This is a genomic window from Providencia sp. PROV255 (genome assembly GCF_028478065.1).
GTDB lineage: Bacteria > Pseudomonadota > Gammaproteobacteria > Enterobacterales > Enterobacteriaceae > Providencia > Providencia rettgeri.
This window is the reverse complement of sequence record NZ_JAMPMI010000003.1, coordinates 332,180-352,182: the sequence shown is the minus strand read 5'-3', so window position 1 is coordinate 352,182 and position 20,003 is coordinate 332,180. Positions and strand designations below refer to the sequence as shown.

Here is a 20,003-nt window from a genome sequence, read left to right as displayed (position 1 = left end):
TTCACGGTCGAAATGAGTAGGTGTGCAGTGATAAAGGTCATAGCATTAGGCTATGCACCGCAACTGAATAGGTAACTCAAATGTATGTAGCTCTTTTAATTATTTTCTTGCTAGCGGCTATCGGGCTTATTGGTCTGATTATGTTACAGCAAGGTAAAGGTGCTGACATGGGAGCTTCATTCGGTGCGGGCGCTTCTGCAACACTGTTTGGTTCATCGGGCTCAGGTAACTTCATGACCCGTATGACTGGAATCTTGGCTGCTGTGTTTTTCATCATCAGTTTGATACTTGGCAATATGACTGCTAACAAGTACGGAACTGGTAGTGGTAGTAAGTGGGAAAACATTAGTGAACCTACAAAAGTCGAGCAACCAACAGACGTTCCGGCAGCACCAGCTACACCAACGAGCGATATCCCTCGTTAAGTGTGAAAGATTCCGAATGAAGGCAACTAATGCCATCATTAAGTAGTAAGCTCAGCGATGAGTGAGAAGTTAAAATTTGAGGTTATTGATTAACTATTGATAACCTCGCCTCAGTGCCGAGGTGGTGAAATTGGTATACACGCTACCTTGAGGTGGTAGTGCCTACAAAACGGGCGTACGGGTTCAAGTCCCGTCCTCGGCACCATTATTTTAGATAGCTTGTGATTTGCAGGTTATCTGTGTAGAATATGACACGTTTTCGAACGCGGGATGGAGCAGCTTGGTAGCTCGTCGGGCTCATAACCCGAAGGTCGTCGGTTCAAATCCGGCTCCCGCAACCATTTCTTATTCAATATACCTTGTCAGTATCTTAGTCTATAGTAGTTATCCGGTGTAGCAATCAAGTGCAGTTATCTAACAGCTCTCAAAATTTCTCATCGATTTCTCTAGATTTTACAGGTATAATAAGAATATGGTGAACCCGTGCACTACAGGGTCCAGTTGCATAAAGCCCCGAATTTCGGGGTTTTTTGTTATTTGACAATCGAATTAACTGGGCTTTTATAGCCCTTTTTTTATGTCTGGGGGTGGGCTTGTCCACATTAGAACAGAAATTAACAGAGATGATTTCAGCACCGGTGGAGGCGCTAGGCTTTGAATTTGTTGGCTTAGAGTTTATCCGTGGTCGCACATCGACACTGCGTGTCTTCATCGATAGTGAAGAAGGCATCACTGTTGATGATTGTGCTGATGTCAGCCATCAGGTCAGTGCAGTATTGGACGTTGAAGATCCAATTTCTGTCATTTATAACCTGGAAATATCGTCACCAGGGCTTGAGCGTCCATTATTCACTATTGCGCATTACGAGCGTTTTATGGGTGAAGAGGTGGCATTGACTTTGCGTATAGCAATGCAGAACCGCCGTAGGTGGCAAGGCGTTATTAAGGCCATAGACGGTGAAATGATTACGGTTACTGTAGATGGTAAGGATGAGGTGTTCGCCCTCGGCAACATCCAGAAAGCTAACTTGGTACCCCACTTTTAATAAAGTTCAATGAGGCAACTAGGATGAATAAAGAAATTCTGGCTGTTGTAGAAGCGGTTTCTAACGAAAAATCCCTCCCTCGTGAAAAAATCTTCGAGGCTCTGGAAACTGCATTAGCGACGGCGACTAAAAAGAAATACGAGCAAGAAATTGATGTCCGTGTAGAAATTGACCGTAAATCAGGTGATTTCGACACCTTCCGTCGTTGGTTAATTGTCGAAGAAGTCACAATGCCAACGCGTGAAATTACGTTAGAAGCGGCTCAATACGAAGATCCTGCACTGCAGCTTGGAGAGTACGTCGAAGACCAAATCGAGTCTGTTGTATTTGACCGTATTACCACTCAAACAGCTAAGCAAGTTATCGTACAGAAAGTACGCGAAGCAGAGCGTGCGATGGTTGTTGACCAATTCCGTGAGCAACAAGGTGAAATTATCACTGCTCAGGTGAAAAAAGTTAATCGTGAAAATATCACGTTAGACTTAGGCAATAACGCTGAGGCTGTGATTCTGCGTGAAGATATGTTGCCACGTGAAAACTTCCGTCCAGGTGACCGTATCCGCGGAGTCCTGTATGATGTTCGTCCTGAAGCGCGCGGCGCACAACTTTTTGTTACGCGTTCTCGCCCTGAAATGCTGATTGAGTTATTCCGCATTGAAGTGCCAGAAATCGGTGAAGAAATTATTGAAATCAAAGCCGCTGCCCGTGACCCAGGTTCTCGTGCAAAAATTGCGGTTAAAACTAATGACAAGCGTATCGACCCTGTTGGTGCTTGTGTTGGTATGCGTGGAGCGCGAGTTCAAGCCGTTTCTAGTGAATTAGGCGGCGAAAGAATTGATATTGTGTTATGGGACGATAACCCAGCTCAATTCGTTATTAATGCAATGGCTCCGGCTGATGTTGCATCTATCGTGGTCGATGAAGACAAATGTACGATGGATGTTGCCGTAGAAAGCAGTAATCTGGCGCAAGCCATTGGACGTAACGGTCAAAACGTGCGTCTGGCAGCGCAATTACTGAAAAAACACCGTGGTGATGACAAGTGGGAATTAAACGTCATGACCGCAGAAGAGCTTAATGCAAAACATCAGGCAGAAGCACATGCTTCTATTGATACATTCACCAAGCATCTTGATATTGATGAAGAGTTTGCCACTGCACTTGTTGAAGAAGGCTTCTCGACGTTAGAAGAACTGGCTTACGTGCCTATTAATGAACTTCTGGAAATTGATGGTCTTGATGAAGAGACTGTTGAAGTTCTACGTGAAAGAGCGAAAGCGGCCCTCACCACAATAGAATTGGCTCAAAAAGAGAGCCTAGGTGATAATCAGCCAGCAGAAGATTTGTTGAATCTTGAAGGTATGGATCGTACTCTTGCCTATAATTTGGCTACTCGTGGAATCTGTACACTGGAAGATCTTGCTGAGCAGGGCATCGACGACCTGATTGATATTGAAGGTCTGGATGATGAGAAAGCAGGTACGCTCATCATGGCCGCACGTAATATTTGCTGGTTCGGTAACGATGCGTAAACACTGTAGCAGGAAGGAACGGCATGACAGAAACTGTAAAAACATTGGCAACGGAAATTCAAACCACAGTTGATCGCCTGGTACAGCAATTTGCTGAAGCAGGGATCAAAAAAGGTGAGAATGACTCTGTTAGCCAGTCAGAAAAAGAAGCTTTACTGAGCCATTTAAACCGTGAACAAGGCGGAGTAGCGGGTCAGCCAAGCAAATTGACACTACAGCGCAAAACTCGTAGTACGCTGAGTGTCCCCGTCACCGGTGGCAAAAGCAAATCGGTAAATGTCGAAGTCCGCAAAAAACGCACTTATGTGAACCGTGATGCTGAAGAAGCAAAAGCGGAAGAGCAGGCGCAGCGTGAAGCGGAAGAGCAGGCACAGCGCGAAGCTGAAGAACTGGCACAACGTCAAGCAGAAGCAAAACGATTAGCAGAAGAAACAGCTAAACGTGAAGCGGAAGAAAAGGCAAAACGTGAAGCCCAAGAGAAAGCAAAACGTGAAGCAGCAGATAAAGCTACGCGCGAAGCAGCGGAAAGAGAAAAAGTGAAACCAAGCGAAAATCAACAAAAAGCAGGCAAAGCTGTAGAAAGTAATGCCGACAAACAACGCCGTGAAGCTGAAGCTGCGGAGCTAAAACGTAAAGCTGAAGAAGAAACTCAGCGCAAAGTTGAAGCAGAAGCACGTCGCGTGGCTGAAGAAGCACGCAAAATGGCTGAAGAAAACGGTGAAAAGTGGACTGCAGACACGAAAACTGAAGAAGATAGCGATTATCACACAACAACTTCGACGCACGCTCGTGCAGCCGAAGATGAAAGTGATGAGAAAGAAGAAGGCCGTCGTTCACGTAATCGTACTGCAAAAGCACCTCGCCAAAAGAAAGGTAATAAACTTTCTGAAAAAGCAGATCGCGAAGAAGAACGTGCCGCTGGCCGTTCAGGTCGCAGCAAAGGTAAGCAACGTAAAGGTAGTTCTTTACAACAAAGCTTTACTAAGCCAGCCGTTGCGGTTAACCGTGATGTGGTAATTGGTGAAACGATCACCGTTGGTGAACTTGCTAATAAAATGGCAGTAAAAGGTTCTCAAGTCATCAAAACTATGATGAAGATGGGCGCCATGGCGACTATCAACCAAGTGATTGACCAAGAAACTGCACAGTTAGTCGCAGAGGAAATGGGCCACAAAGTTATTCTGCGTCGTGAAAACGAATTAGAAGAAGCGGTAATGAATGACCGTGACACGGGTTCTGCACTTCAAGAGCCACGTGCGCCAGTTGTGACCATTATGGGTCACGTTGACCATGGTAAAACCTCTCTACTTGACTACATTCGTTCAACGAAAGTAGCATCAGGTGAAGCGGGTGGTATTACTCAGCACATTGGTGCTTACCACGTACAAACTGACAAGGGTATGATCACCTTCTTAGATACCCCAGGTCACGCCGCGTTTACTTCAATGCGTGCTCGTGGTGCTCAGGCAACGGATATCGTTGTTCTGGTTGTTGCCGCAGACGATGGTGTTATGCCACAAACAATTGAAGCTATTCAGCATGCGAAAGCGGCAGGTGTGCCAATTGTTGTCGCGGTAAATAAAATTGATAAACCAGAAGCAGACCCAGATCGCGTTAGAAATGAGCTGTCTCAGTACGGTGTTATTTCTGAAGATTGGGGTGGTGATACTCAGTTCATCAGCGTTTCTGCGAAGAAAGGTACCGGTATTGATGAGCTGCTCGATGCTATCTTGCTGCAAGCTGAAGTCTTAGAACTGAAAGCGGTATATGCAGGTATGGCAAGCGGTGTCGTTGTTGAATCGTACTTAGACAAAGGTCGTGGCCCAGTTGCAACAATCCTGGTTCAAGAAGGTACATTGAATAAAGGCGATATCGTCCTGTGTGGTTTCGAATATGGCCGTATTCGTGCAATGCGTAACGAATTAGGTAAAGAAGTTCAATCTGCAGGTCCTTCTATGCCTGTTGAGATTTTAGGTTTATCTAACGTGCCTTCGGCGGGTGATGAAGCCACCGTTGTACGTGACGAGAAAAAAGCACGTGAAGTTGCCCTGTACCGTCAAGGTAAATTCCGTGATGTTAAATTAGCTCGCCAGCAGAAATCTAAACTGGAAAACATGTTTGCTAACATGGAAGAAGGTAAAGTATCTGAGCTGAACATCGTTCTGAAAACCGACGTTCAAGGTACTTGTGAAGCGATTACTGACTCTCTAATGAAGCTGTCGACTGATGAAGTTAAAATTAAGATCATCGGTTCTGGTGTCGGTGGTATCACTGAAACTGACGCAACATTAGCTGCGGCATCGAATGCTATTATCTTAGGCTTCAACGTACGTGCAGATGCTTCTGCTCGTCGTGTGATTGAAAGTGAAAGTGTTGACTTACGCTACTACTCTGTTATCTATAGCTTAATTGATGAAATCAAACAAGCGATGAGCGGTATGTTAGCGCCTGAGTACAAACAGCAAATTATTGGTCTGGCAGAAGTTCGTGATGTGTTTAAATCACCGAAATTCGGTGCTGTTGCTGGTTGTATGGTCACTGAAGGCACCATCAAACGTAATAACCCAATCCGTGTATTACGTGATAACGTCGTTATCTATGAGGGTGAATTAGAATCACTGCGTCGCTTTAAAGATGACGTCAATGAAGTTCGTAACGGTATGGAATGTGGTATCGGCGTTAAGAACTACAACGACGTTCGCGTTGGCGATATGATCGAAGTCTTCGAAATCATTGAAGTTAAGCGTTCTATCGACGGTTAATTTTGTGGGAGCCCACGAAGTATCGTGATTACAAAATAGTGTTATAAGGGGGCGATAGCCCCCTTTATTGTCAGGAGATATAACGATGGCAAAAGAATTCAGTCGTGCTCAGCGCGTTGCGCAAGAGATGCAAAAAGAAATTGCGATCATCTTACAACGTGAGATCAAAGACCCACGTATTGGTATGGCTACTGTTTCAGGTGTCGAGTTATCTCGCGATCTTGCATACGGTAAAGTCTTTGTGACCTTCTTCAATATCGCTAATGATAAAAGTGAAGAAGAAATGGTTGCAGACGGCATTAAAGCATTAAATGAAGCATCAGGCTTTATACGTTCATTAATTGGAAAAGCAATGCGTTTGCGTATTATTCCTGAGTTAACATTTGAGTATGACAACTCTCTTGTTGATGGTATGCGGATGTCTAATTTAGTGTCAAATGTGATCCGCGATGATGAAAAACGTCGTGCGGATGTTAGTGATAAAGAGGAAAAATAATGGGGCGTCGTCGTAGCGGCCGTAATATTGACGGTGTAGTGCTGCTGGATAAACCCACGGATATTTCTTCAAATGATGCGCTGCAAAAAGTGCGGCGCTTTTTTAATGCCAATAAAGCTGGGCATACGGGGGCACTTGACCCTCTCGCAACAGGTATGTTGCCTGTTTGCCTCGGCGAAGCGACGAAATTTTCCCAGTTTTTACTCGATTCAGATAAACGTTATCGCGTCATTGCTCGTCTTGGACAACGTACTGACACGTCAGATTCACACGGCGAAATTATCAGTGAGCGTAACGTAGAGTTTACACAGCAGCAATTGGATGACGCTTTAGCGTTTTTCCGCGGTGATACATTACAAGTTCCTTCAATGTATTCTGCGCTGAAACATCAAGGTCGTCCATTGTATGAATATGCGCGTAAAGGAATTACGGTTGAGCGTGAAGCTCGTCCAATTACAGTGTATGAATTGCAGTTTATTTGTTTAGAAAACAATGAATTAGAGCTGGAGATACACTGTTCTAAAGGAACCTATATTCGTACCATTATTGATGACCTAGGTGAGATGTTAGGCTGTGGTGCGCATGTGATTTACTTGCGTCGAGTGCAAGTGGCTAATTATCCTTATGAGCGAATGGTAACATTAGAGCAATTAGCCGCTTTACGAGCAAAAGTAGATGCAGGTGAAGGGTCTTTTGAGTCCTTGCTTGATACTTTATTATTGCCAATGGATACCGCAGTCGTTCATTTCCCAGCTGTAAATATTACAGAGGAAACAGCGGCTTACTTTAAACAGGGGCAACCTGTAAGAGCTGCGGTTGAAGGCCTTGAAGAAGACGGTATGGTTCGAGTCACTTGTGGTACAGCGCAGCGGTTTATCGGTATTGCTCTGGTGAGTGAGGATGGACGTATCGCACCGAAGCGTTTGGTTGTGGAAAATGAACAGCCCGCGTAGTAGCGCTTATTGCTTTGCTGCCTTAAGCAGCGTAGAATAGCGGCGCTTAATCTTGAGATGCTAAATTAGAGATTGGCTCTCATCACTTACATTAATCATTTTGGAGTTTATTATGTCTCTAAGTAATGAAGCGAAAGCTAAAATCGTTGCTGAGTTCGGCCGCGGTGAAAATGACACTGGTTCAAGCGAAGTTCAAATCGCTCTGCTGACTGCACAAATCAACCACCTGCAAAGCCACTTTGCAGAGCACAAAAAAGATCACCACAGCCGTCGTGGTCTGCTGCGTATGGTTGCTCAGCGTCGTCGCTTACAAGCTTACTTGAAAGGTAAAGATATCGCGCGTTACACTGCTCTTATCGAGCGTTTAGGTCTGCGTCGCTAACCTTACTCTAGATAATTTGAGTTGCAGCTAGGCGACAAATGAGTGAGTTGCTAGGTGTATACATCAGTATGTGGCTAGTACAAGTGAATGTAGTCAGCAACGTTGCAACTTGAAGTATGACGAGTAGAGTCAGTTTCAGAGAAAAGGGGCCAGAGGCCCCTTTTCTTCTAAAAGTTATTTTGAAAGTTGAAGTAATACTCGAATTATACTTAACTTAAATGCTAAGCTATAAGTCGTAGTAAGCTGTTTTATTAATGCCTCTTCGCTGCATCCGATTCGCGCGGCTAATGAGAGAGCTGATCACTGGAATATCAGTATTCTCATTAGTCGCGAGGCTGTAGTAGGAAGAGTAAGCCAATGCTCCCTGAGAATCTCAGGTAGCCTTACAAAAAGGGTAATATAGTGTTAAATCCTATTGTTCGTAAATTCCAATACGGTCAACATACTGTCTCGATTGAAACAGGTATGATTGCACGCCAAGCATCTGCTGCTGTTATGGTTAACATGGATGACACTGCAGTATTTGTGACTGCAGTTGCACAGAAAAAAGTGAAAGAAGGTCAAGACTTCTTCCCTTTAACTGTTAACTATCAAGAACGTACATATGCAGCGGGCCGTATCCCAGGAAGCTTCTTCCGTCGTGAAGGTCGTCCTGGTGAAGGTGAAACGTTAATCGCTCGTCTGATTGACCGTCCTCTACGCCCTCTGTTCCCAGAAGGTTTTTATAACGAAATTCAAATCATTGCGACTGTTGTGTCTGTTAACCCACAAGTTAATCCAGATATTGTTGCGATGATCGGTGCGTCTGCAGTATTAGCACTGTCAGGTGTTCCATTTAATGGCCCAATCGGTGCGGCACGTGTTGGTTTTATCAATGACCAATATGTTCTGAACCCTACAGCAGACGAGCTGAAAAACAGCCGTTTGGACTTAGTGGTTGCAGGTACTGATAACGCGGTATTAATGGTTGAATCTGAAGCTGATTTATTAAGCGAAGAGCAAATGTTAGGTGCAGTGGTATTTGGCCACGACCAACAACAAGTTGTTATTCAGAATATCAATGAATTAGTGAAAGAAGCGGGTAAAGAGAAATGGGATTGGCAGCCAGAGCCAGTTAACCAAGCTCTGCATGACCGTGTTGCACAATTAGCTGAAAGCCGTATGGGCGACGCTTACCGCATCACTGAGAAACAAGAGCGCTACGCGCAGGTTGACTTAATCAAAGAAGAAGTCACTGCAGTATTAGTTGCTGAAGACGAAAACGTTGATGTTTCTGAAGTTGCTGACATTTTAGCAAGCTTAGAAAAGCAAGTTGTTCGTAGCCGTGTTATCCGTGGTGAGCCACGCATCGATGGCCGCGAAAAAGATATGGTTCGCGCTCTGGACGTTCGTACAGGAGTTCTGCCACGTACTCACGGTTCTGCACTGTTTACTCGTGGTGAAACTCAGGCACTGGTAACGGCAACGTTAGGTACAGAACGTGATGCGCAGGTTATCGACCAATTAATGGGCGAATATACTGACCGTTTCTTATTCCATTACAATTTCCCTCCATACTCTGTTGGTGAAACTGGTATGGTGGGTTCACCAAAACGTCGTGAAATCGGCCATGGCCGTTTAGCGAAACGTGGTGTGTTAGCAGTAATGCCAGACCACGCTGATTTCCCATACACTATCCGTGTTGTATCTGAAATCACTGAATCTAATGGTTCATCATCAATGGCATCTGTTTGTGGTGCATCATTAGCACTGATGGATGCTGGTGTGCCAATTAAAGCCGCTGTTGCAGGTATTGCAATGGGTCTGGTGAAAGAAGGTAACGATTTCGTTGTTCTGTCTGACATCTTAGGTGACGAAGACCACTTAGGTGACATGGACTTTAAAGTAGCTGGTAGCCGTGAAGGTATCAGTGCACTGCAAATGGACATCAAAATCGAAGGTATCACACGTGAAATCATGCAAGTTGCTCTGAACCAAGCAAAAGGTGCACGTCTGCACATTCTTGGTACAATGGAACAAGCAATTAATGGTCCACGTGAAGAGATCTCTGAATTTGCACCACGCATTTACACGATCAAAATTAACTCAGACAAAATCAAAGATGTCATCGGTAAAGGTGGTTCAGTGATCCGTGCATTAACGGAAGAAACTGGCACAACGATTGAAATCGAAGATGATGGTACTGTTAAGATTGCCGCAACTGATGGCCTGAAAGCGAAAGAAGCCATTCGTCGTATCGAAGACATTACTGCAGAAGTTGAAGTGGGCCGCATTTACCCAGGTAAAGTAACCCGTATCGTCGACTTTGGTGCATTCGTTGCGATTGGTGGGGGTAAAGAAGGTCTGGTTCATATTTCTCAAATCGCGGACAAGCGTGTTGAGAAAGTGACAGATTACCTGCAAATGGGTCAAGAAGTTCCTGTTAAGGTATTGGAAATTGACCGTCAAGGTCGTATCCGTCTTAGCATGAAAGAAGCGGTAGCAACTGAAGAATCAACTGCACAGCCGCAGGACTCAGCAGAGTAAGCTGACCTAACCGCGCTCTATTAAGTTAGGGCGCTATCAGCCTAAATTTGCTGAAACCATAATTTGTAAAGCGTGGTAATGTAAGGGCGGAGTATGTCGAACAGTATCTGTCTTCGGGTGAGAGATTATCGCACGTTACCGCGTGTGCTCTTGGCGCTTATCTTTTTTGTTATTATTGGATGTAGTAGCAAAGATTGGCGAAAGAACGAGGTATTTGCCGTTCCACTTCAACCTTCATTGCAACAAGAAGTGATACTGGCTCGTATGGAACAAATCCTTGCGAGCCGGTCTTTAACCGATGATGAATACGCACAGCTTTTATATGAGCGCGGTGTGTTGTATGATAGTCTCGGTTTAAGGGCACTGGCGCGTAATGATTTTTCAACTGCGTTAGCCATTCGTCCTGATATTCCTGAAGTTTTTAATTTTTTAGGAATATATTTTACGCAGGCAGGCAATTATGATGCTGCCTATGAAGCGTTTGATTCTGTTTTAGAGCTTGATCCAACTTACAATTTCGCGCGAATGAATCGTGGCATCGCATTATATTACGGTGAACGATACAAACTAGCGCAGGATGATCTGCTGGCGTATTATCAGATAGATCCAAATGATCCTTTTCGTACTCTGTGGCTTTATCTCGTAGAGAAAGACATAGACCCGCGTATGGCGCAAGATAATCTTGCCGCCCGCTACAACCAAGCGGAGAAAGGGCAATGGGGCTGGAATATCGTAGAATTCTATCTTGGCAATATCGATGAAAATACATTGATGGCGCGTTTGAAAGAAACGTCTACGGATAACACTTCGCTCGCTGAGCATCTCAGTGAAACTAACTTCTATTTAGGTAAGCATTACCTAAGTCTGGGGGATAAGGATAGCGCAGTTGCGTTATTCAAACTGACGGTAGCTAACAACGCTCACAGCTTTGTTGAACACCGCTATGCATTGTTGGAATTGGCGCTGTTAGGCCAAGAACAAGACGACCTTTTAGAATCGGGCCAGCAATAGCTGACGAACATTTCACGATATTTTTTTAAGTCATCATCCCTCGGGATGACGGCCTATTTGTTCGTTTAATAAACACAATTTGAGCCAGTTCACATTTTAAATGAAAATGACCGAAATGATTTTCGCATGGTTATGTAAACTGGCTGCCATTATGTATGAGGCACCTTTACATGACTACTGAGACCGATATTTCTTTTGCTGAGTTAGGTTTATCAGCATCTATTTTGACAGCACTAAACGACCTGGGATATGAAAAACCATCACCAATCCAACAACAATGTATTCCATTGTTAATGGATGGTAATGATGTATTAGGTATGGCACAAACAGGTAGCGGTAAAACTGCTGCATTTAGTTTGCCATTACTGCATAACATCGACCCAGATTTAAAAGCTCCGCAAATTTTAGTCCTTGCACCAACTCGTGAGTTGGCTGTTCAGGTAGCGGAAGCAATGAGCGATTTCTCTAAACATATGAATCGCGTTAACGTTGTTGCCCTGTATGGTGGCCAACGTTATGACGTACAATTACGTGCGCTGCGCCAAGGACCGCAAATTGTTGTGGGTACACCAGGCCGCCTTCTGGATCACTTAAAACGTGGCACGTTAGACCTCTCTAAATTAAAAGGCTTAGTTTTAGACGAAGCTGATGAAATGCTGCGTATGGGCTTCATTGAAGATGTTGAAAACATCATGAGCCAAATTCCAGCTGAGCACCAAACTGCGCTGTTCTCTGCAACAATGCCTGAACCAATTCGTCGTATTACACGTCGTTTTATGAAAGACCCGAAAGAGATTCGCATTCAGGCTAGCATTACCACTCGTCCAGATATTGCTCAAAGCTATTGGACTGTGTACGGCATGCGTAAAAATGAAGCGTTAGTACGTTTCTTAGAAGCAGAAGACTTTGATGCTGCGATTATTTTCGTACGCACCAAAAATGCAACATTAGAAGTGGCTGAAGCATTAGAACGCAATGGCTACAACAGCGCCGCATTGAATGGTGACATGAACCAAGCACTGCGTGAGCAAACGTTAGAGCGCTTAAAAGATGGTCGTCTAGATATCTTGATCGCTACTGACGTTGCAGCGCGTGGTCTGGATGTTGAGCGTATTAGCTTAGTTGTTAACTACGACATCCCAATGGATGCGGAGTCTTACGTTCACCGTATTGGTCGTACAGGTCGTGCGGGCCGTGCGGGCCGTGCGTTACTGTTTGTTGAGAACCGTGAACGTCGTCTGCTACGTAACGTTGAACGTACGATGAAACTGACTATTCCTGAAGTTGAGTTACCAGATGCCGATCTGCTTAGCCAACGTCGTCAGGCGAAATTTGCTGAGAAAATTCAACAGCAATTAGAAAGCAGCGATTTAGACCAATACCGTTCACTGTTAGCGAAAATGTCCCCATCAGAAGATGTTGATATGGAAACCTTAGCGGCAGCCTTGCTGAAAATGGCACAAGGTGAACGTGCGCTGATCTTGCCACCAGATGCACCGCGTCGCCCACGTCGTGAATTCAACGACCGTGATGATCGTCGTGGTGATCGTCGTGACCGTAATAGCAATGGTAATGGTTTTGACCGTGCAGAACGCGGTGAGCGTGGCGGTCGTCGTGAGCGTCGTGATGTGGGTGATATGGAGATGTACCGTATCGAAGTTGGCCGTGATGATGGTGTGGAAGTTCGTCACATTGTTGGTGCGATTGCTAACGAAGCGGATATCAGCAGCCGTTATATCGGTAATATCAAATTGTACGGAACGCACTCGACAATTGAATTGCCAAAAGGTATGCCAACGGACGTGTTAACTCATTTAAGTCGCGCACGCATTTTGAATAAACCAACTCAAATGCAGCTGATCGGTGATGCACAACCGTTCGAACGTCGTGGCGGTGGTGAGCGTCGTGGTGGTGGTCGTCGTGATGGCGGTAGCGAAGGTGGCTTCGGTGCAGGTCGTCGTAATGACCGTGGTGGTGAACGTCGTGGCGGCGGTGAGCGTCGTGGCGGTGGTAACCGTGACCGTGGTAACTCTGCTCCACGCCAAGATGGCACTAATGCGGCACCTCGTCGTCGTAGCAGCAGCCATAACGCATAATGACTTGGTTTTATAGGGATTAATTCCCTACTAAAACACAAAACCCGCATTTCATTGAAGTGCGGGTTTTTTTATTTAAGTTTGTTTAGCCCTTCTTTCAATCAACCTTCTTCTAGCTTCACTAACTGTCATTATACGATTATTATCCACGTTATTTTTAGCGGCCATAATCAGTTTTAATAAAGCATCTGATTGTTGTGTTTTCAAATTGTTATACATGTTAGAGAACAATTTTTCATATTATGATTTTAAGCTAACCCCAATGCCTCTTTTAGTGGTTTTAGATAACGACGGCTAACAGGAATGCGCTCACCTGAGCTCAGTACTAACTCCGCTTGCCCACTGTCACCAAATAAAATTTCGTTTAATTGGGTCATATTGACTAAATATTGGCGATGGCAGCGCACTAAAGGTGTTCGAGTTTCTAAGGTTCGTAAAGTGAGCTCTGTAAAACCTTCCAATCCTTGCGTACTCATTACATACACGCCACTCATTCGCGAGGTGGCATATAGCACTTCATCAAGTTTCATTAAATAAATACGGCTATGGCCAGTGCAAGGGATAAATTTTAGTGGCTCATTGTTACTTAACAGCTCTAGATTTTGTTTTTGCTTGCCTTGGCGTAGGCGGTTTAAGGTCTTTTCTAATCGTTCTGTTTCAAGGGGTTTTAACAAGTAATCAAAAGCATGTTCTTCAAAAGCCTGAATGGCAAATTCATTAAAAGCGGTAAGAAAGACAATATAAGGGCGGTCTTCTGGATCTAGCATGCGTACCATTTCTAAACCCGTTAGGCGTGGCATTTGAATATCCAAAAAGACCACATCAGGCTTTTTTTTATGGATGATGCCAATCGCTTCTATTGCGTTGGCACATTCGCCAATAATTTCAATATCATCGTATTCTTCGAGCAGGCAACGCACATTTTCCCGTGCAAGAGGTTCGTCATCAACAATCAATACATTCATAGAGGTAATTTAATCATTATTATGTTGTAGCCAAATAAGGCAGGCGAATTTTCATTCGGGTGAATTTTTCTGGCTCGTGTTCTACGCTGATGCCATATTGCTCACCATATTTTAAACGTAAGCGCCTATCGACTAAGCCCATCCCTAAGCCATCAGACTGTTTTGCAGGCTTATATAGCCCTGCGTTATCTTCTATTTCGATATACACATGTTCACTGCCGATATAACTACGTATTGTAATATAACCCGTTTCTAATAACTGTGAGGTGCCATGTTTAATTGCATTTTCAACCAATGGTTGTAGGGTAAATGCAGGCAGTTCAACCTGTTTGACTTCATCAGGGATCTCAATATGAATTTGTAAGCTTTCTTGAAAACGGGCTTTTTCTATCTGTAAATAGGCATTGATATGTTCAATTTCTTCGCCGAGTGTGGCACTTTGCTCGGGCCGTTTTAGGTTATTACGGAAAAACGTCGAAATATACTGCACAAGCTGGCCTGCTTGTTGGCTATCTTTACGGATCACGGCTTGCAGAGTGTTGAGCACATTGAACAAAAAGTGAGGATTTACTTGAGCGTGAAGCAGCTTAACTTCGGATTGCAACAATGATTGTTTGTTGCGTTCATATTGGCCCGCTAAAATTTGTGCAGAAAACAAGCTGGCAATTCCTTCACCGAGAGTACGGTTTATGGAACTAAACAGGCTATTTTTCGCTTCATACAGTTTAATGGTACCAATCACTTTTTCGTTTTCTCCGCGTAATGGGATCACTAACGCAGAGCCGAGTTTACAGGTGGGGCTTAATGAGCATTTATACGGAGTCTCATTGCCGTCAGCATAGACGACTTCATTATTTTCAATAGCTTGCCTTGATTGGCTTGACGAAATCGGTGTCCCGGGTCGATGGTGGTCAGCGCCAATGCCAATAAACGCGAGTATTTTTTCACGATCTGTAATGGCGACAGCACCAATTTCTAACTCTTGATAAATAATCTTAGCGACCTTCATGCTGTTGTCAGCATTAAAGCCTTTACGCAGAATCCCTTCAGTTGTTAAAGCAATTTTTAGTGCCTGAGCAGAGAACGCGGTAGTGTATTTCTCAACAATCGCACGGCGGTCGAGTAAAATTCGAATAAACATTGCCGCACCAATAGTATTCGCGATCACCATCGGTGCAGCGATATTTTTAACGAGTTCTAGCGCTTCATCGAAAGGTTTCGCCAGCAATAAAATAATTAGCATCTGTATGATTTCAGCGATAAAAGTGACACAACTGGCAATCATAGGATTAAAAATTTTATTAATTTCGCCACGTTTCATAAAGTAACGATGAACTAACCCGCCAATCAATCCTTCAACAATGGTCGAGACCATACAAGCAAAGGCGCTCATCCCTCCTAATGAATAACGATGCAGCCCACCAGTGAAACCGACAGCAAAGCCGACCACAGGGCCGCCTAATAGGCCGCCAAGTACGGCTCCAATAGCGCGAGTATTGGCAATAGAATCATTGATATGCAAACCAAAATAAGTACCGATAATGCAAAATACCGAGAAAATCAGGTAGCACATGACTTTATGCGGTAAGCGGATGGTCACCTTCAGAAGAGGGATAACTAATGGTGTGCGGCTAAGCGCCCAAGCAATAACGAGGTAGACACACATTTGCTGGAGTAGGAGTAATATTAAATCAAATTCGTACATGCTCGTCATAATTCGTGATGTGGGGGTGTTGACTTCGTCATCTCGCCCTAGTCACATACTGATGTATGTTCCTAGGGTCTCGCTTCCTCGTCGCCTACCCACATCGCGAATTATTTAGAGCATGGCTCGTTATGTTTCACGTTGTGGGGGTGTTGGCTGCTCTCGCCTACTCGGGTCACATGCTGATGTATGCTTCCCAAGATAGTCTCGCTTGCCGCCTACCCACATCGCGAATTATTTAGAGCATGGCTCGTCGTGTTCACGTTGTGGGATTCTTATTTGGGGTTGAGTTATTTACTATTGTTATCTATTTTTAGTATTTATTTGGCTAGTCATTATACCGTAAGTCATTGGCTAAGTAATCGGCATTTGAGAAAAGTGCACTCATCATTATTTGACATAAGGTAGAAATCGCTTCAATATTAGTCAATGTCCTACCTTTTCGTGATCTTGCGCACGAATTTATTAACGCTGTATTTAACTTTCTTGTCATACTCTAGGGATGATAGTTTCCCCCGTTATTATTTAAGGTTCACATAAATAATGAAAAAAAGAACAATAGCACTGATTTTGCTGATGCTTATCTTAATCGCAGCAGCGGCACTTTTTCATTCCCATAACCAATATTTATTGTTACAGGGAGAGGTGGATGCACCCGAGGTAATCGTCACCTCGAAGGCAAAAGGACGAGTGATAGAACGCCACGTAGAGCGTGGCGATGATGTCAAACAAGGGCAATTACTGATAACTCTAGAGAGCCCAGAACTGCAAGCGCAATATGAGGCATCGAAATCCGCGAGAGACCAAGCAAAAGCGCAACTAGAACAATCCATGAATGGGACTCGTGTTGAAACCATCCGCGATTTACAAGCCTCATTGTCACAAGCCAATTCTCAATATCAAAATGCGTCTCGTGAATATGCTCGTTTGAGTAATTTGAAAGGTAAAGGGTATGTTTCCGCGAATGAGCTTGATAATGCACGTAAAGCCAAAGATGTGGCTTTTTCGCAAGTGCAAAGTGCAAAAGCGCGCTTAGATGAGGGCTTACATGGTGACCGTATAGAGCAACGCCAACAATATGAAGCGGCATTACAACAAGCAGAACATAAACTTGCTGAAATCCAAGTACAAATTGATGACTTGCAAGTAAAAGCCCCTGTAGATGGCGAAGTTGGCCCTATTCCTGCTGAAATAGGTGAACTTTTCAATGCCGGTAGTCCTTTAATTTCATTAATTCGACTTCCTCAAGCTTATTTTGTCTATAACTTGCGTGAAGATATTTTAGTTGATGTGAAAAAAGGCGACAAAGTGCAACTTGATGTGCCTGCCTTGGGGAATAAGTTAATTGAGGCTGAGGTTCGCTATATCGCACCGAAAGGTGACTATGCGACAAAACGAGCGACACGTGCAACCGGTGACTTCGATTTAAAAACATTTGAAATTCGTTTATACCCTGTAGAGCCGATTGAAGGGCTAAGGCCTGGTATGAGTGTATTATGGCACTGGGATAAGTAAAAGGTGTTGCCATGAAATTTAAGTTCGCTTGGCACGGTTTTGAGCACGCCTTTAGCCGTGAAACCCAAATGGCTATTCGTAGCCCTGTTTTTCATTGGTTAAGCTGGCTGTTTCCATTAATGCTGTTTACGTTAGTTAGTGCTAACTTTTCAGAGGGGACATTGATGGATTTACCCGTTTCTGTGGTGGACAATAACCATAGCCCAGTGTCTCGGCAAATTATTCGTGACCTCGATGCGGGTTCACATGCGGATGTGAAAACCATTGATGACAATCTCAGTACATCATTAAAAAGACTCGGTAGTTCAAAAGATTACGCGTTATTGTACATTCCTCATAACTTCGAAGAAGATGTCTTACGGGGGCGTCAACCTGAGCTACGTATGTATTATAATGCGCTCTTCTATGCATCAGGCAGTTATGCGATTCAAGATTTTAGTGGGTTAGTGGCAGAGCTGAATGCGAAGTATCGCCAAGAAATGGCCAAGTCAATGGGAAAGGCGTTGCCTCCGTTAGCCCAAGTGACACTTTCTTATGACAGTTTATTTAACCCGAGCGGTAGTTATATTTATTATCAGCAGTTTGCTGCAACCATTCATATGCTCCAGCTGTTTGTTGTTACCGCAACAATCTATACGATGTCACGAGGTTCTACCTTACAAAGTGTTAAACCGTTTGTGATGGCGTTACTTGGGAAGTTAGCCCCTTATACCTTATTTTTCAGTATATTACTTGCTGTAGAGATTGCGGCATTAGTTACTATTTTTGATGCTAAAGTGGTAGGAAACCCGTTGTATATGATTATATTAGGGTTTTTCTATGTCATAGCAGCGCAGAGTATTGGTTTATTGCTGTTTAGTTTTACCTCAAGTGCCATTATGGCGTATAGCTTGATAGGGATGCTGGTGAGTATCGCTTTGGCCTTTTCGGGTATGGCGGTACCGGAACTGTCAATGATATTGCCTGCACAAATTATTTCGAATATTGAACCACTTACACATACGTTAAATGCCATGTTTGATATTTTCTTGCGGGAGATTTCCTTTGCTCGCATTGTTCAAGTGTGTCTATTCTTATTGATTTACCCATTTGTCATTGGCTTTTTAATTCGTAAGCGTTTAGTCAAACGGTTAGAAAACCAAGGAGGGGTTGTCTGATGGCTATTTATTTTGCAACCTTTCGTAAAGTGCTACTGGGAATGCTGGAAAAACCGATGTGGCTGTTATTGTTGGTTTCTCTGTGCGTCATGAGCTTAGTTTATGCAAAGCCCGTTCTTTGGGATTTACCTGTTGCTGTGATTGATATGGATCACAGCACAGCAAGCCGCGAGTTAATCCGTGACCTCGATGCGACACCGAAAGTGGAATTGCAAAGTTATGATAACCTTGCTCAAGCGCGTCAAGATATGATCGCGAGAAAACTATTCGCGATAATTATCATTCCAACGGATTTCCAACAACATTTACTGAGCGGTAAAAATATCACGGTGCCAGTGTATGGAGATGGAACCAACCGGCTAGCGAGTGGGCAAATTCAGCAAGAGTTATCAAAAGCCTACCAAACCCTGCTCAATGCTTATAACACCCAATTACTCACTAAAGCAGGTTATAGCCAAGAGCAGGCTAAAGTGATTATTACCCCTATCCGCAGTGAAACTGAGCCATTGTATAACCCAGGGATCAGCTTTGCAGCGATCGTTTTTCCTGGCTTATTGGTGATGTTATTGCAGCACTCCTTACTGATTGCCTGTGTACGAGTCAGTATCGCGGTGCGTTCTACGCCTAAAGGAAAGCCGCCATTAGCCGTTTATTTAGGGGCGTTATCTGCTTTAATTCCGATCTGGTTATTTTTATCCACTGTATTTTTCGCGCTTTGGCCATGGGTATTGGGCTACCGACAAGAAGCGCCATTGTATGTAATTTGGATGTTCACGTTCCCATTCCTATTAGCTGTTTTAGGGCTTGGCAAGTTAGTGACGGAATGTTTACGCAGTGTTGAAATGATTTACTTAACTTTGGCATTTATTACCACCCCGGTGTTTTATATGTCAGGCACGATTTGGCCACTACAGGCGATGCCTGATTGGGTACGTATGATTGCCTCTGCATTACCATCTACATGGGCTACAAACGCCATGGCAGGCCTTAACCAAATGGGATTACCGTTTAGTGATGTACTTATGGATATCGTGATGATGTTGATTTTAGGCGTTATTTACACGGTTATTGGGGTATTCATTGGTATGCTCCGAGATGGAGAATTACGCCATATTAGCCATATGTTTAACCGTTGGCGCAGGCATCGGCATTAACCGTTATTTTTGAGTAGGAAACCTATTGCTGAGTTGGGATCAACGGCTTTTGTTGCCATTTTTGCTTCTTGGCTTAAGGTTTCCCAGTCATCAGGAGGGCTACCTGTACTTAGCATTGAGGCAAATACTTGATAGGCATCACGTATAGCCGCAGGGATAGTTGTTTGGCTGCATTCGGTAAGGTGGGATTTTGCACGTAAAGACACGGTGCTTGGGTCTATATCAATCATTTTATTTACCTCAAAACTTTCCAGTCTATCCTCAGTGTAATGCAAATG

At 44.0% G+C, this 20,003-nt stretch carries 16 protein-coding genes and 2 tRNA genes; 15 read left to right on the top strand and 3 right to left on the bottom strand.

Annotated elements, in window-relative coordinates; translation table 11 throughout:
- Positions 1–80 precede the first annotated feature (80 nt).
- The 12 genes from secG to PR725_RS03000 all read left to right on the top strand — a co-directional run bounded on the left by secG (position 81) and on the right by PR725_RS03000 (position 13,229).
- On the top strand, positions 81–425 hold the full coding sequence (gene secG, locus PR725_RS03055) for a preprotein translocase subunit SecG (RefSeq protein WP_004905902.1): 345 nt from the start codon (positions 81–83) through the stop codon (positions 423–425).
- A 115-nt stretch (positions 426–540) separates the two neighbouring features.
- Positions 541–630: transfer RNA gene (locus PR725_RS03050), tRNA-Leu, on the top strand.
- 59 nt (positions 631–689) lie between these two features.
- Positions 690–766 (top strand) — tRNA-Met (locus PR725_RS03045).
- 252 nt (positions 767–1,018) lie between these two features.
- Positions 1,019–1,471, top strand: coding sequence for a ribosome maturation factor RimP (gene rimP / locus PR725_RS03040; protein ID WP_004907471.1), 453 nt, complete (start codon positions 1,019–1,021; stop codon positions 1,469–1,471).
- A gap of 23 nt (positions 1,472–1,494) precedes the next feature.
- A complete protein-coding gene (gene nusA / locus PR725_RS03035) occupies positions 1,495–3,003 on the top strand; it encodes a transcription termination factor NusA (protein WP_004905898.1) in 1,509 nt (502 codons plus the stop codon).
- Between the two features lie 23 nt (positions 3,004–3,026).
- On the top strand, positions 3,027–5,765 hold the full coding sequence (gene infB / locus PR725_RS03030; protein ID WP_109912120.1) for a translation initiation factor IF-2: 2,739 nt from the start codon (positions 3,027–3,029) through the stop codon (positions 5,763–5,765).
- Between the two features lie 85 nt (positions 5,766–5,850).
- A complete protein-coding gene (gene rbfA / locus PR725_RS03025; RefSeq protein WP_004905894.1) occupies positions 5,851–6,261 on the top strand; it encodes a 30S ribosome-binding factor RbfA in 411 nt (136 codons plus the stop codon).
- Positions 6,261–7,214, top strand: a complete 954-nt coding sequence (gene truB / locus PR725_RS03020; protein ID WP_272567535.1) for a tRNA pseudouridine(55) synthase TruB — start codon at positions 6,261–6,263, stop codon at positions 7,212–7,214. Before rbfA ends, truB begins: the two co-directional genes overlap by 1 nt.
- A gap of 112 nt (positions 7,215–7,326) precedes the next feature.
- Positions 7,327–7,596 (top strand): 30S ribosomal protein S15, encoded by a 270-nt coding sequence (gene rpsO, locus PR725_RS03015; RefSeq protein ID WP_004905890.1) that lies wholly within the window; start codon positions 7,327–7,329, stop codon positions 7,594–7,596.
- 402 nt (positions 7,597–7,998) lie between these two features.
- The gene (gene pnp, locus PR725_RS03010; RefSeq protein WP_004907477.1) at positions 7,999–10,122 is read left to right on the top strand and encodes a polyribonucleotide nucleotidyltransferase; all 2,124 of its coding nucleotides are present in this window, start codon (positions 7,999–8,001) and stop codon (positions 10,120–10,122) included.
- A gap of 93 nt (positions 10,123–10,215) precedes the next feature.
- Positions 10,216–11,133 (top strand): lipoprotein NlpI, encoded by a 918-nt coding sequence (nlpI, locus tag PR725_RS03005; protein ID WP_004907480.1) that lies wholly within the window; start codon positions 10,216–10,218, stop codon positions 11,131–11,133.
- Positions 11,134–11,303: 170 nt separating this feature from the next.
- Positions 11,304–13,229: a DEAD/DEAH family ATP-dependent RNA helicase gene (locus PR725_RS03000; RefSeq protein ID WP_109912118.1), complete on the top strand. Its 1,926-nt coding sequence runs from the start codon at positions 11,304–11,306 to the stop codon at positions 13,227–13,229.
- Positions 13,230–13,477: 248 nt separating this feature from the next.
- On the opposite strand, the gene btsR is transcribed toward PR725_RS03000, so the two are convergent.
- On the bottom strand, positions 13,478–14,194 hold the full coding sequence (gene btsR, locus PR725_RS02995) for a two-component system response regulator BtsR (RefSeq protein ID WP_109912117.1): 717 nt from the start codon (positions 14,192–14,194) through the stop codon (positions 13,478–13,480).
- 19 nt (positions 14,195–14,213) lie between these two features.
- Complete coding sequence (locus tag PR725_RS02990; RefSeq protein WP_004907485.1) at positions 14,214–15,899, bottom strand: sensor histidine kinase; 1,686 nt, start codon at positions 15,897–15,899, stop codon at positions 14,214–14,216.
- Positions 15,900–16,442: 543 nt separating this feature from the next.
- Between PR725_RS02990 and PR725_RS02985 the strand changes: the two genes are divergently transcribed.
- The 3 genes from PR725_RS02985 to PR725_RS02975 are packed head-to-tail and all read left to right on the top strand — an operon-like array spanning position 16,443 to position 19,725.
- Entirely contained in the window at positions 16,443–17,414 is a 972-nt protein-coding gene (locus PR725_RS02985; protein ID WP_004907488.1) for an HlyD family secretion protein, read from the top strand.
- Positions 17,415–17,425: 11 nt separating this feature from the next.
- The gene (locus PR725_RS02980) at positions 17,426–18,571 is read left to right on the top strand and encodes an ABC transporter permease (RefSeq protein WP_109912115.1); all 1,146 of its coding nucleotides are present in this window, start codon (positions 17,426–17,428) and stop codon (positions 18,569–18,571) included.
- Positions 18,571–19,725 (top strand): ABC transporter permease, encoded by a 1,155-nt coding sequence (locus PR725_RS02975; RefSeq protein WP_004907491.1) that lies wholly within the window; start codon positions 18,571–18,573, stop codon positions 19,723–19,725. Before PR725_RS02980 ends, PR725_RS02975 begins: the two co-directional genes overlap by 1 nt.
- Here PR725_RS02975 and PR725_RS02970 read toward each other — a convergent pair.
- Entirely contained in the window at positions 19,722–19,955 is a 234-nt protein-coding gene (locus tag PR725_RS02970; RefSeq protein WP_226537978.1) for a hypothetical protein, read from the bottom strand. The genes PR725_RS02975 and PR725_RS02970 overlap by 4 nt on opposite strands.
- Positions 19,956–20,003 lie beyond the last annotated feature (48 nt).

Bases quoted from the DNA above. Each gene is read 5' to 3' on its own strand.
- truB (WP_272567535.1), top strand. From the start codon at position 6,261: ATGGGGCGTCGTCGTAGCGGCCGTAATATTGACGGTGTAGTGCTGCTG.
- PR725_RS02970 (WP_226537978.1), bottom strand. From the start codon at position 19,955: ATGATTGATATAGACCCAAGCACCGTGTCTTTACGTGCAAAATCCCAC.
- rpsO (WP_004905890.1), top strand. From the start codon at position 7,327: ATGTCTCTAAGTAATGAAGCGAAAGCTAAAATCGTTGCTGAGTTCGGC.
- rbfA (WP_004905894.1), top strand. From the start codon at position 5,851: ATGGCAAAAGAATTCAGTCGTGCTCAGCGCGTTGCGCAAGAGATGCAA.
- PR725_RS02980 (WP_109912115.1), top strand. From the start codon at position 17,426: ATGAAATTTAAGTTCGCTTGGCACGGTTTTGAGCACGCCTTTAGCCGT.
- PR725_RS02975 (WP_004907491.1), top strand. From the start codon at position 18,571: ATGGCTATTTATTTTGCAACCTTTCGTAAAGTGCTACTGGGAATGCTG.
- infB (WP_109912120.1), top strand. From the start codon at position 3,027: ATGACAGAAACTGTAAAAACATTGGCAACGGAAATTCAAACCACAGTT.
- secG (WP_004905902.1), top strand. From the start codon at position 81: ATGTATGTAGCTCTTTTAATTATTTTCTTGCTAGCGGCTATCGGGCTT.
- PR725_RS03000 (WP_109912118.1), top strand. From the start codon at position 11,304: ATGACTACTGAGACCGATATTTCTTTTGCTGAGTTAGGTTTATCAGCA.
- nlpI (WP_004907480.1), top strand. From the start codon at position 10,216: ATGTCGAACAGTATCTGTCTTCGGGTGAGAGATTATCGCACGTTACCG.
- btsR (WP_109912117.1), bottom strand. From the start codon at position 14,194: ATGAATGTATTGATTGTTGATGACGAACCTCTTGCACGGGAAAATGTG.
- PR725_RS02985 (WP_004907488.1), top strand. From the start codon at position 16,443: ATGAAAAAAAGAACAATAGCACTGATTTTGCTGATGCTTATCTTAATC.
- nusA (WP_004905898.1), top strand. From the start codon at position 1,495: ATGAATAAAGAAATTCTGGCTGTTGTAGAAGCGGTTTCTAACGAAAAA.
- PR725_RS02990 (WP_004907485.1), bottom strand. From the start codon at position 15,899: ATGTACGAATTTGATTTAATATTACTCCTACTCCAGCAAATGTGTGTC.